The following is a 12,084-nucleotide window of genomic DNA, read 5'->3' as shown; positions in this document are numbered from 1 at the left end:
ACGGCGTCCGGGCAGGTGAAGGGAGTGATGGGAAGTCAATTCGCCGCCCTTCACATTCACTGAATATCGCTCGGAAGACTGTTTCGACATTCGGTGAAACGTCACCGTTTCAACATTGCAGCTTTTTCGGAACCAGCTGTCGCACAACACCCGTCACAACCGCCCGCCGGCGCTGTCCGCCGACAGCCGCTGGGCCAGGTACACCGGGACGACGGAGAGCAGCACCAGCACCGCCGCCACCACGTTCACCACCGGGGCCTGGTTGGGGCGCGCCAGGTTGGCGTAGATCCAGACCGGCAGGGTCTGGACGGTCGGACCGGCCGTGAAGGTGGTCACCACGATCTCGTCGAAGGACAGCGCGAAGGCCAGCAGGCCGCCCGCGAGCAGGGCCGACCGCACCGCCGGGAAGGTGACGTGCCGGAAGGTCTGGAAGGTGTGGGCGCCGAGGTCCGCCGAGGCCTCCTCGGCCGAGGGGGCCAGCCGGCGCAGCCGGGCGAGGACGTTGTTGAAGACCACCACCACGCAGAAGGTGGCGTGCCCGATCACCACGGTGAGCAGGCCGAAGCCGATGCCGGCCGGGCCCAGCACCGTGCGGAACGCGGCGTTGAGCGCGATGCCGGTGACGATGCCGGGCAGCGCGATCGGCAGGATCACCAGGAAGGACACCGCCTGGCGGCCGAAGAACCGGTACCGCTGGACGGCGAAGGCCGTCATGGTGCCCAGGACCAGCGCCACCAGGGTGGCCCCCGCCCCGGCCTGCAGCGAGGAGACCAGGGCGCTGCGGGCGCCCTCGGACTGCCAGGCCCGGACCCACCACTCGGTGGTGAACCCGGTCGGCGGCCAGGCGAAGGAGCGGTCCCGGTTGAACGAGTTGACCAGCACCAGCAGCAGCGGCAGGTAGACGACGGCGAGGCCGAGGAAGGTGGCCGCGCGCAGCGCGATCCGGGTGCGGCGGGAGAGGATCACGGGGGTACGCCTCCGAAGGGGTCCTACAGCGAGTCCAGGGCGCCGGTGCGGCGCACGGCGAGCAGGTAGCCGACGATCATCACCACCGGGACGCAGGACAGCGCGGCGGCCAGCGGCAGGTTGAGCGTCACGTTGTCGGCGATCGCGGTGCCCAGCACCTGGGTCTTGCCGCCGACGATCCGTACGGTGATGTAGTCGCCCAGGCTGAGCGAGAAGGTGAACACCGACCCGGCGAACACCGAGGGCAGGACCAGCGGGAGGACCACCGAGCGGAAGGTCCGCCAGGCGGAGGCGCCCAGGTCGGCGGAGGCGTCGAGCAGGTTGCCGGGCAGGTTGTCCAGTCCGGCGTAGACCGGCAGGATCATGTACGGCAGCCACAGGTAGGCGAGGACCAGGATCACCGCCGTGGTGCCGTACCCCGGGCTGGACAGCCCGAACGGGGCACCGAGCCGGTCCAGCACGCCGCCCTGGCCGAGGATGGCCCGCCAGGCGTAGGCCTTCACCAGGTAGCTGGCCCACAGCGGCGTCAGGACGGCCACCACCAGCAGCTTGCGGGTGCGCGGCCGGGCGATCCGGGCCATGTAGAAGGCCATCGGGAAGGCCACCACGGCGTCGATGACGGTGACGGCGGCGGCGATGCCGAGGGTGCGCAGGGCGATCGTCCGGTAGACCGGCTCGGTGAGGACGGTGTGGAAGTTGGCGGTGTTCCAGACCCGGACGAGGTCGTAGGTGAAGTCGTCGACCGTCCAGAAGGCCGACAGCAGCAGGACGGCCAGCGAGCCCAGGTAGGCGAGCAGCAGCCAGGCCATCGGGGCGGACAGCAGCAGCGCCAGCCGCAGCCCGGCGTGCCGGTGCAGTACGGAGGCGGCCCGCCGCACGCCGCCCCGCCGCGGCTGCGGTGCCGGGGCGGGTGCGGCGGCCGTGTCGGTCGGGCCGGTCGCCGGGCCGGTCGGTCCGGTCGTGCCGGTCGCGGTCATCAGCCCTTGATCTCGGTCCAGGCGGACGTCCAGGCGGCGTAGTCGGTGCAGGCCACCGTGCGGCCGTCCAGGCAGCTCTTGACCGGGGTGGTCCAGTAGTACACGTCCTTCCAGTAGGCCTCGTCGGCGGCGTGGAAGGTGGTGCAGAAGCCCTTGTCGGTGGTCAGGTCGCAGGCCTTGGAGTTGGCCGGCGCCTCGCCGAACCACTGGGCGACCTGGGCGTTCGCGGTCGGCGAGACGATCCAGTTCATCCACTGGTAGGCGCAGTTGGGGTGGGCGGCCTTGGCCGACACCATCCAGGTGTCGGACCAGCCGGTGGCGCCCTCCTTCGGCAGCACGGCCTTGACCGGCGCCTTGTCCGCCTGGGCCAGGTTGGCGATCACCTGCCAGCTGGTGCCGACCACGGTGTCCCCGGTCTTGAAGGAGTTCTCCGACTTCTGGAAGTCGCTCCAGTACTCGCCGATCGCCTTGTGCTGGGTCTTCAACAGGTCGACGGCCGCCTTGAGCTGGGTCGCGTCCAGCGCGTACGGGTTGGTGATGCCGAGTTCCGGCTTCGTCTTCATCAGATAGAGCGCGGCGTCGGCGATGTAGATCGGGGAGTCGTAGGCGGTGACGTGGCCGGCGTAGGGCGCGGCGCCGTCGAAGACCACGCTCCAGGAGTCGGGGGCCGGGGTGACCTTGTCGGTGCGGTACATCAGCAGGTTGGCGCCGCGGCCGTGCGGGATGCCGTACATCTGGCCGTTCACCGAGTTCCAGGGCTGGTTCTTGAGGCCGTCGAAGACGTCCGCGTAGTTCTGCACCAGGGCGGTGTTGACGGGGGCGACGTCACCGGCGGCGATCAGCCGCAGGGTCGCGTCGCCGGAGGCCGAGACGGCGTCGTACTGGCCGGTCTTCATCAGCGAGACCATCTCGTCGGAGGTCCCGGCGATCTTCGCGTTGACCTTGCAGCCGGTCTGCTGCTCGAAGGGGTGGACCCAGTCGACGCCCTTGTCGTCCGAGCCGTCCTCGGCGTACCCGGCCCAGGCGACCAGGTTCACCTGGCCCTCCCCGGCGCCCAGGGACTGGAGCATCGGCAGCTTCGGCGGGTTCAGCCCGTGCGAGCCGTTCGCGGCGCCCGTGCCGCCGCTGCTGCTGCCGCACCCTGCGGCGAGCAGGACGGCGGCGGTGGCGGCGGCCGCGGCGCGGGCGATCAGGGGGATGCGCATGGCGGGGTGTTCCGTTCTTCGGTGAGGGGGTGGGGGTGGGTCAGGAGCCGACCCGGACGGTGTGCCGGCGCTGCCAGGCGAGGACGACCTCGGCGCCGCGGTGGCGCAGGACGTCGGCGGAGCCCTCGTCGACGTTCTGCCGGACGGCGGTCAGCCGCCCGCCGGCCTCCAGGTCGACCAGGAAGCGGGTGTGGCCGCCCGCGTAGACGACCTCGGCGACCCGCCCGGTGGCGGACAGCTCGTCCGGCCCGGCCGGGTCGTCCGGGTGCGCTATCCGGATCTTCTCCGGGCGGACGCTGAACAGCCCGGCCTCGCCCACCACCTGCTCGGCGGCCGGGCCGTCCAGCAGGTTGGAGGTGCCGACGAAGCCGGCCACGAAGGCGGTGGCCGGGTGCTCGTACACCTCGGCGGGCGGGCCGACCTGCTCGATCCGGCCCGCGTTGAACACCGCGACGCGGTCGCTCATCGTCAGGGCCTCGTCCTGGTCGTGGGTGACGAACACGAAGGTGATCCCGACCTCGCGCTGGATCCGCTTGAGCTCGGCCTGCATCTCGTGCCGCAGTTTCAGGTCGAGCGCACCGAGCGGCTCGTCCAGCAGCAGCACCTTCGGGCGGTTCACCAACGCCCTGGCCAGCGCGACGCGTTGGCGCTGGCCGCCGGAGAGCTGGGCCGGGCGGCGGCGCTCGAAGCCCTCCAGCCGGACCATGGCGAGCGCCGCACGCACCCGCTCGGCCCGTGCGGGCTTCGGCACCCGGCGGACCATCAGGCCGTAGCCGACGTTCTGCTCGATCGTCATGTGCGGGAACAGCGCGTAGTCCTGGAACACCGTGTTGACGTCCCGGTCGAACGGCGGCAGGCCGGTGACGTCGGCGCCGCCCAGCAGGACCCGGCCGGAGCTCGGGGCCTCGAAGCCGGCGATCATGCGCAGCACGGTGGTCTTCCCCGAGCCGGAGGGCCCGAGCATCGCGAAGAACTCGCCCTCGCCGATGTCCAGGTCGACGCCGTCGACCGCGCGGACCTGGCCGTCGAAGGTCTTGGCCAGCCCTTCGAGCCGGACCGCGCCGGGGGCCGGTTCCGGTCGGGGTGGACGGTCGTGGCTGCTCAACTCCGGTGGCCCTTCTGGCTGGTACGACAAGCGGACGGTACGGACGGGTTGTCGTGTCGGTTCGCACGGAACCCTAGGAAGGGATCACCCCGCCCGGCTATGGACGCCCGCACGGTCTTCCGTCGGCGAGTTGTGCGGCGCTACAGTCCGGCGCATGCCGGTGACGCTGCGCGATCTGCTTCGGGAAGAGGGCCTCGGCCTGCGACTGTGCACCGGCACGGCCGGGCTCGACCGGGTCGTGCGCTGGGTCGCGGTGACCGAACTCGCCGACCCGACGGAGTGGTTGACGGGCGGCGAGCTGCTCCTCACCACCGGCCTGCGGCAGCGCGGCGCCGCCGCGCAGACCGCCTTCGTCCAACGGGTGGCGGCCGCCGGCGCCTCGGGGATCGGCTTCGGCACCGGACTGAGCCACCCCGCCGTGCCCCGGGCCACCGTCGCCGAGGCCGAACGGCAGGGCCTGGCGGTGCTGGAGGTCCCGTACGAGACGCCGTTCATCGCGGTGAACCGGCTGGTCGCCGAACGGATCACGGCCGAGGACCACAGCGCGCAGCGGCGGCTGGTCGACCAGCACGACCTGCTGGTCCAGGCGCTGCTCGGCGGCGAGGGCCTGACCGCGCTGCTGCGGGTGCTGCGGCGGGCCACCGGCTCGGAGGTCGCCGTGGTGGACCGGCACGGGGTGGTGCTGGCCGCCAGTCCGGAGCGGTCGGAGGCGCTGTTCGCGGAGCTGCGGGCGGCCGGGCGGCCGGAGCACCTGGCCGCCGGGCGGACGGGCCCGGAGGTGCCCGGCGGCGCCGGGCCGCTGCGGCTGCCGGTGCAGGTCGACGGCGCGGTCGCGGCCTTCCTCTGCCTGCGCTCGGCGGGCCCGGCGGCGGACGTCCTCCCGTACGCCGTCCGGCTGGTCGGGCTGGAGCTGGCCCGCCGTCAGGCCCACCTGGCCGGGCGGCGGGAGCTGGTCGGCCAGGTCGTCGAGGACATCGTGCGGGACGTGATCGCGCCGGCCACCGCCGAGCGCCGGCTCGCCGCGTTCGGGCTCGACCCCCGGGCCGCCCACCGGGTGGTGCTGGGCCGGCTGGCGCCGGAGGGGGCCGGGTCCGGGTCCGGCTCTGGGGCCGGGGCCGGGGCGCAGGCGGACGGGCGGGCCGCGGACGGACGCGGCGGGCCGGAGGCGGACCGGCGGCTCGCCCGGCTGCCCTGGCTGCCGGCGGAGCACCCCGACTCCGCCGAGCCGGTGCTCACCGCCGTCGTCAACCGGTACCTGGTGGCGGTGCTCCCCCGCTCCGCGCCGGTCGACGACCTGGCCCGGCGCCTCGGCACCGCGCTCTCCGGCCTGGACACCCGCGCGGCGGTCGGCGTCGGCGGCTGCTACCGGGGCGTCGACGGGCTGCGCTGGAGCTGGTTCGAGGCCCAGGCCGCCCTCGCCAAAGGCCCCGGGGTGCACGGCGGCGACCCGCTCAACCTGCCCCGCCTGCTGCTGTCCAGCCCCGACCTGCCGTTGAAGCAGCTCGCCGCCGAGGTGCTGCGCCCGCTCACCCGCTTCGACGAGGCCAACCGCGCCGACCTGGTCACGACCCTGCACGCCTACCTGGCGGCGGACTGCTCGGTGCAGGCGGTCGCCGACCGGCTGTACGTCCACCGCAACACCGTCCGCTACCGGCTGGACCGGATCGAGCGGCTCACCGGCCGCTCCCTGGCCTCCATGCAGGACCGCTTCCAGCTCTGGCTGGCCCTGCTCGCCGCCTACCCCGAGCGCCAACCGGCCGTGCAGCCGCAGGACTGACCCCAACGCGCCGGCACCCCGCCAGCGGTGGGGACCCGATCGGGTGAGCCCGGTCCGCCGCCATCACCCGGACGGGTGACTGCCCGGTGGTGCGGGCCGGGAGCCGGGTGGCAGGGTGGGGGCGCCCGTCCGTCGGCGGGCGGCGAGGGATCGGAGCCGACCGTGGGTCCACGGCGAAGCAGGCGCAGCGGCAGTCGCGGCGGAGCGGGCCACGCGCTCGTGCTCGGTGCGGGGATCAGTGGCCTGTGCGCCGCCCGGGCCCTCTCCGGGTTCTTCGAGCACGTCACCGTCGTCGAGCGGGACACCTACCCGCAACCCCCCGACGTCCGGCGCGGCGTCCCGCAGGGGGCGCACGTCCACTCGCTCACGCCGGGCGGCGCGCAGGTCCTGGCGGAGCTCTTCCCGGGATTAGTCGAGGAGTTGGCGGCCGACGGCGGCACCCTGGCCGGGGCCCTGGACGAGCTCGACATCGTCTTCTTCGGGTCGCGCCTACGGCAGGTGCCGCTCGGCCGGGTGCTCCAGGTGAGCCGGCCCTTCCTGGAGGACCGGCTGCGCGAGCGGGTCCGCGCGCTGCCCGGCGTCACCCTGCGGTCGGGGCTGGAGGCCACCGCCCCCATCACCGCCGACCCGATCACCGCCGGTCCGGCCCGGGTCGGCGGGGTCCGGCTGGCCCGCCCCGGCGAGCCCGACTCCGCCGAGGCCGTCCACGCGGACCTGGTCGTGGACGCGATGGGCCGCGCGGGCCGGGGCGCGGCCTGGCTGAGGTCCCTGGGGTACCGGGCGCCGTCCACGGCCCGCCTGGCCGTCGACGTCGCCTACGCCAGCCGCCGCTACCGGGTCGCCCCGGGCGCCCTGGGAGCAGCCAAGGGCGTGCTGATCGGAGCGACCACCACCCGCCCCCGCGGCGCCGTCCTCACCCAGCAGGAGCACGACGCCTGGGTGCTCTCCCTCTACGGCTTCGGCAAGGACGACCACCCGCCCCTCTCGCCGGAGCGGTTCCTCGACTTCGCCGAGGACCTGCTCCCCGCCGGGACGTCGACCGCGCTCCGCAACGCCGAGCCGATCACCGGGGTCTCCTCCTTCGCCTACCCGGCCTCCCTGCGCCGGGACTTCCACCGGCTGCGCCGGCTCCCCGACGGGCTGATCTCCACCGGCGACGCACTGTGCAGCCTCAACCCGATCTACGGCGCGGGCATGACGGTCGCCGCCCTGGAGGCCAGGGCGCTCCGCAGGTGCCTCGCCGCCGGTCCGGCCGGCCTGCCCCGGCGCTTCTACCGGGAGGCCGCCCGGGCGGTACGGCTCCCGTGGCTGTTCTCCACCATGGCCGACCGGGCCATGCCCCAGGTCCCCGGCACCCACCCCGCCGTCGCCGGCCTGCTGGCGAGGTCCTTCCAGGCCACCATGCGCGCCGCGGCCGAGGACGCCCGGGTCGCCACCGCCGTGTGGAACGCCGTCAGCCTGACCGGCTCACCGGCCGAACTGGCGGCGCCACGGGTCATGGCCGCCGTGCTCCGGCACTGGTCTCCGGGCCCCACCCCTCGAACCGCGCCCCCGCGTGGAAAGGACTGAACCCGTGCCGGACTTCGACCCGAGCGAGCGGAAGGCGTTCGTCGAACGCTGGGTGACCATGTGGGACTCCCCCACCGCCCCCGCCGACGCGATGGAGTACTACACCGAGGACGCCGTGATCGAGGACAAGGCGTTCGACCACACCTACCGGGGCCACCGGGAGCTGCACGAGTACTTCAGCCGGGCCGGCGAGCTCTTCTCCGACATCCGTTCGGTCAGCCAGGGCGTGGTGGTCGGCCCGTCCCACGCGGTGGCCCACGTGCACTACAGCGCCACCGTCCGGGAGCCTTTCCTCTGCCTCCCGGAGTCCAGCCGCGGCAAGCGGTTCTCGCTCTACCTGATGAGCCTGCTCGAGTTCGCCGAGGACGGCCGGATCGCCCGCTCCGTGGACGCCTACGACCGGGCCGGCGTCCTGCAACAGCTCGGCGTCCTCCCCGACTCCGCCGCCGACTCCGCCGCCGCGCCGACCGCGCACGCCGCGCCCGCCACACCGTTCACCGGGACCACCCCGTCCGGCTGAGGACTTCTCCGGGGGCAGCGGAGCACGGTTCAGCCGGACACTCCGCCGGCGGCCAGGTGAGCGGCGACGTAGGGGACGGCGACGGTCTCCAGGCCGCGGTCGGTGCCGAACGCGGGGTGGACGTTGACCTCGAAGACGACGCCGCCGCTCTCCGCGGCGAGGTCCACCCCGGCGAACGACAGGCCGAGCGACTCGGCCGCGGCGACGGCGAGTTCGGCCAGGCCGGCGGGCAGGTCCCCCGGCTCCAGGCGAGTGGAGACGGCGCCCCGGCTCTCGTTGCACGGTGCGTCCGGGTCCGGCTGGACGTGCTCGACCACCCGCAGGACCCGTCCGCCGAGCACCACCACGCGGTACTGGTGGCGCCGCCCGTCGGGCCCGAAGTTCCGGGCGTCACGGGCGATCAGCCAACCGGTGCCCGCACGGGCGTAGAACTCGGCCGCGGCCCGGAGCTGGGCATGGGTGGAAACGTGGAAGACGTCGGTACCGCCCATGCCGATCGTCGGGCGGGCCCAGACGTCGCGGCCCAGCCGCTCGAACGCCTCGGCGGCCTCCTCGGCGTCGGGCCGGGTGAAGGCCACGGTCGGCATGTGGGCGATGCCGTCACGGGTGAAGCACGCGACGGTCCGGTCCTTCTCGGTCGCCGCCCGCCAGGCCGCCGCGTTCGTCCCGAGGGAGCGCACGCCGGCCGCCCGCAGCCCGTGCTGGACCGTCTCGAAGTCCCGGCGCCGGTGTGGCGGGATCTCGTAGACCAGCACGGTGTCGGCACCCACGCTCACCCCGTCCGCCTCCAGCCGCGGTTCCTCGCCGTCGGTGCGGATCCGACCGCTGCCGCCGGGGGTGAAGTGTCGCGCGTCCAGCAGGGCGGGGGCCCGGCCGGTCAGGGCGTGCACCGCGGCGACGAGGGTGTCGCGGCTGCCCTCGGTCGAGCTGTGATCGGTCATCAGGACGAGCTCGCTCGATGCCATACCGGCCATTGGACGGCCGATGCCCGCCCGGGACAAGACCGCCTCACCCGCCCGGACAGATCCGGACAGGCTCTGGCAGGACCAGGCAGGAGCAGGCAGGACCTGCCCGATTCCGCGACATCAACCGTCGGTTACCGCCCGGGACCAGGACGTTCTCCTACGATCGGGCCCACGACGGACGCCGAGGACGGGGTTGCCAGCATGGCCGATGAGAGCAGCGGGATCGACCGGTCGAAGCCGAGCATCGCCCGGGTCTACGACTACCTGCTGGGCGGCAAGGACAACTTCCCCGTCGACCGCGAGATCGGCGACTTCTTCCTGCGGGACCTGCCGGGCTCGGTGGCGATCGCCTTCGCCAACCGCCGGGCCCTGGTGCGGGCCGTGGGCGCGATGGCCGACGACGGCATCCGGCAGTTCATCGACATGGGCAGCGGGCTGCCGACCGCCGACAACGTGCACCAGGTCGCCCAGCGGCACGCCCCCGACGCGCACGTCGTCTACGTCGACAACGACCCGATGGTGCTGGCCCACGGCCGCGCGCTGCTCGCCACCGACGAGCGCACCGCCGTGGTTCAGGCGGACCTGCGCGCGCCGGAGACGATCCGCCAGCACCCCGAGGTGCGGCGCCTGATCGACTTCGACCGGCCGGTGGGCGTCCTGTTCAGCGCCGTCCTGCACCACCTCAACGACGACGAGCGGCCCGCCGACGTGGTGCGCTGGTGGGCGGACCGGGTGGCCCCGGGCAGCCTGGTGTACGTCTCCCACTTCCGCTCCGGCGCGAACGAGGAGACCCGGCTCGCGGAGCAGAAGCTCCAGGGCAGTCTCGGCCGCGGCCGCTGGCGCACCGACGAGGAGCTGCTCGGCCTGTTCGGCGGGCTCGAACTGCTCGAACCGGGGCTGGAGTTCTGCTCCTCGTGGCGCCCGGATCCCGGGGACGGTGACACCGGCGACCTGACGGTGTGGGAGCGGCTGATCTCCTGCGGCCTGGCCCGCAGGAACTGACGGCCGGACAGACGGCCGACCTGCCGGCCGCAGCGCACCGGCGCGCCGACGGCGCCCGGAGCGGGCGCCGTCGCGTTCACCACCAGAGTGATTCCATCCGACTACCGGCTCATCGGCGCGCAACCGCGCGCTCTTACCCCCTGAGGTGTCGGGCCCCGATCCTGGGCTGCGGACTCGGTCGTCATCGAACCGTGTCACCTCCGCAGGCGTGTTCCCCAGGAGAGGAAGCCCTCCATGGCCTTCGGCATCCGGCTGTCGCACGGCTCCGCCGCCCTCGGCGCCGTCCTCCTCGCCGTCTCCGCCGTCGTTCCGCTCACCGCGACGCCGGCCCGGGCCGCGAGCCCGATCTGTCTCAGCGGTACGCTCCAGTACGACTACCAGTCGGCCGAAGCCGGCCCGGCCAAGCCCACCCAGACCAAACCGGCGCGCAGCGCGGACGCCCAGCTGTGGGGAGCCGAGAAGGTCACCGACACCGCCCACCAGCTGACCGCCGACTACCAGCTGACCAGCGCCGCCGACGGCAGCTTCAACCTCTGCTACACCCCGGCCGCCACCACCTCGATGAGCAGCCTGTGGGTGCGGTTCCGCACCGAGAGCAACCAGTACTGGAAGGTCGCCGACACCACGGGCACCCCGTACACGCTGGACTCCGCCACCCAGAACAACATCGCCGCCAGCACCTCGCTGGGCACGGTCAAACCCCCGGCGGCCACCGCCCGGGCCTGGCACGCCTTCGACACCGTCAACCTGCTCTACCAGCACCGGAACAACCCCGCCACCGCCTGCTGGTCCTCGCACGAGGCGAACAACGCCTGCACCGAACTCACCGTCCGCTGGACGGCGAACTCGGCCGACGGGACGTACTACGACCTGGCCGGCACCGTCCACCTGGCCGCCGCCGACCCGGACTCCGAGCACACCGTGCTGCACGAGTCCGGCCACTTCCTGATGCACCGCCTGTACAACGGCGTGTTCCCCGCGGTGAGCAACTGCAGCCCGCACTACGTCAACCTGGTCAGCTCGGCGAGCTGCGCCTGGACCGAGGGCTTCGCCGACTCCACGGCCGCCTACCTGCTCGGCGACTACCGCTACGTCTGGCCCGACGGCAGCAGCTACCCGTTCACCTACACCACCGGCTGGAACACCGGCGACCAGGTCCAGGGCAACGTGGACGGCTCGCTGCTCGACCTGTGGAACAACGTCGACGGCGGCTGGAACGGCACCGTCGCCCTGCTGACCTCGCACGCCCCGTCGACCTTCGCCGACTACTTCAAGAACGACCGACCGCTGGGCAACCTCGCCACCACCGGCAGCGCGCTCAACTACCTGGCCGCCCACACCGTCGACTACGGGCCCAACCCGGTGGGCGACAACCAGTACCACGCCTTCACCAACGGGGGCGGCCTGGCCCTGGAGCACGCCGGGCAGTGCGCCAACTCCACCAACGTGGTCGCCGACCTCGACACCTACGACTCCACCCACGCCTCGGAGAAGTGGAAGCTGGACCCGAACGCGGACGGCACCACCCGGATCTACGACAGCTGCCCGACCCCGCTGACCCTCACCGCGCCCGCCGCGGCCGGCGGCCAGGTCACCCTCCAGGCCTTCAACTCCGCCAGCCAGTACCAGAAGTGGCAGGTCACCCAGAACGGCAGCGGCACCCTGACGATCACCAACCCGGCGACCGGCTACGTGCTCGACAGCGCCGCCGTGAGCACCGGAGCGGCCGTGGTCGTCAACGCGGCCGGCAACGCCAACACCCAGGACTGGGCCACCCTCGCCTGAGCCGCTCCCGGGCCCTGGACCACGCCCCGAGGCGCCGGGCCAAGGCCCCGGCAGCACGACCCCGGGCCCGTCGTCCTCGCTCAGCGCTGAGGACGGCGGGCCCGGGGCTCCGCTACGCGGTCACTGACAGGCCTTGCGGCCGTGGTTCGCCTTCTTCTTCCGCCGGGCCTTCTTCTTGCGGGCGCGCTTGGACACCGTGCTCCTCCTGGTCCT

General features: G+C 73.3%; 10 protein-coding genes. 5 read left to right on the top strand and 5 right to left on the bottom strand.

Annotated features, from left to right (window positions below; all coding sequences use genetic code 11):
• Nucleotides 1–153 precede the first annotated feature (153 nt).
• Genes ACFY2K_RS38950 through ACFY2K_RS38935 form a run of 4 tightly spaced genes read right to left on the bottom strand, consistent with a single transcriptional unit; the run spans nucleotide 154 to nucleotide 4,253 of the window.
• Nucleotides 154–966, bottom strand: coding sequence for an ABC transporter permease (locus tag ACFY2K_RS38950; protein ID WP_380523723.1), 813 nt, complete (start codon nucleotides 964–966; stop codon nucleotides 154–156).
• A gap of 23 nt (nucleotides 967–989) precedes the next feature.
• Entirely contained in the window at nucleotides 990–1,943 is a 954-nt protein-coding gene (locus tag ACFY2K_RS38945; RefSeq protein WP_387717370.1) for an ABC transporter permease, read from the bottom strand.
• On the bottom strand, nucleotides 1,943–3,148 hold the full coding sequence (locus ACFY2K_RS38940; protein WP_387717368.1) for an ABC transporter substrate-binding protein: 1,206 nt from the start codon (nucleotides 3,146–3,148) through the stop codon (nucleotides 1,943–1,945). Before ACFY2K_RS38940 ends, ACFY2K_RS38945 begins: the two co-directional genes overlap by 1 nt.
• Before the next feature lie 40 nt (nucleotides 3,149–3,188).
• On the bottom strand, nucleotides 3,189–4,253 hold the full coding sequence (locus tag ACFY2K_RS38935; protein ID WP_380409523.1) for an ABC transporter ATP-binding protein: 1,065 nt from the start codon (nucleotides 4,251–4,253) through the stop codon (nucleotides 3,189–3,191).
• Nucleotides 4,254–4,407: 154 nt separating this feature from the next.
• Between ACFY2K_RS38935 and ACFY2K_RS38930 the strand changes: the two genes are divergently transcribed.
• The 3 genes from ACFY2K_RS38930 (at nucleotide 4,408) to ACFY2K_RS38920 (ending at nucleotide 8,119) form a co-directional block, all read left to right on the top strand.
• Nucleotides 4,408–6,030: a PucR family transcriptional regulator gene (locus ACFY2K_RS38930; RefSeq protein ID WP_387717366.1), complete on the top strand. Its 1,623-nt coding sequence runs from the start codon at nucleotides 4,408–4,410 to the stop codon at nucleotides 6,028–6,030.
• A 162-nt stretch (nucleotides 6,031–6,192) separates the two neighbouring features.
• The gene (locus tag ACFY2K_RS38925) at nucleotides 6,193–7,599 is read left to right on the top strand and encodes an FAD-dependent oxidoreductase (protein ID WP_380643883.1); all 1,407 of its coding nucleotides are present in this window, start codon (nucleotides 6,193–6,195) and stop codon (nucleotides 7,597–7,599) included.
• A 4-nt stretch (nucleotides 7,600–7,603) separates the two neighbouring features.
• A complete protein-coding gene (locus ACFY2K_RS38920) occupies nucleotides 7,604–8,119 on the top strand; it encodes a nuclear transport factor 2 family protein (protein ID WP_380593491.1) in 516 nt (171 codons plus the stop codon).
• A gap of 29 nt (nucleotides 8,120–8,148) precedes the next feature.
• On the opposite strand, the gene ACFY2K_RS38915 is transcribed toward ACFY2K_RS38920, so the two are convergent.
• On the bottom strand, nucleotides 8,149–9,084 hold the full coding sequence (locus ACFY2K_RS38915; RefSeq protein ID WP_380593492.1) for a RimK family alpha-L-glutamate ligase: 936 nt from the start codon (nucleotides 9,082–9,084) through the stop codon (nucleotides 8,149–8,151).
• A 201-nt stretch (nucleotides 9,085–9,285) separates the two neighbouring features.
• Between ACFY2K_RS38915 and ACFY2K_RS38910 the strand changes: the two genes are divergently transcribed.
• Complete coding sequence (locus tag ACFY2K_RS38910; RefSeq protein WP_387717363.1) at nucleotides 9,286–10,086, top strand: SAM-dependent methyltransferase; 801 nt, start codon at nucleotides 9,286–9,288, stop codon at nucleotides 10,084–10,086.
• A gap of 234 nt (nucleotides 10,087–10,320) precedes the next feature.
• On the top strand, nucleotides 10,321–11,871 hold the full coding sequence (locus ACFY2K_RS38905; RefSeq protein WP_380643879.1) for an RICIN domain-containing protein: 1,551 nt from the start codon (nucleotides 10,321–10,323) through the stop codon (nucleotides 11,869–11,871).
• Nucleotides 11,872–12,084: the final 213 nt, after the last annotated feature.

Origin of the sequence: Kitasatospora sp. NPDC001309 (assembly GCF_042896295.1) — a bacterium.
Classification (GTDB): domain Bacteria; phylum Actinomycetota; class Actinomycetes; order Streptomycetales; family Streptomycetaceae; genus Kitasatospora.
This window is presented reverse-complemented; position numbering and strand designations above follow the sequence as displayed.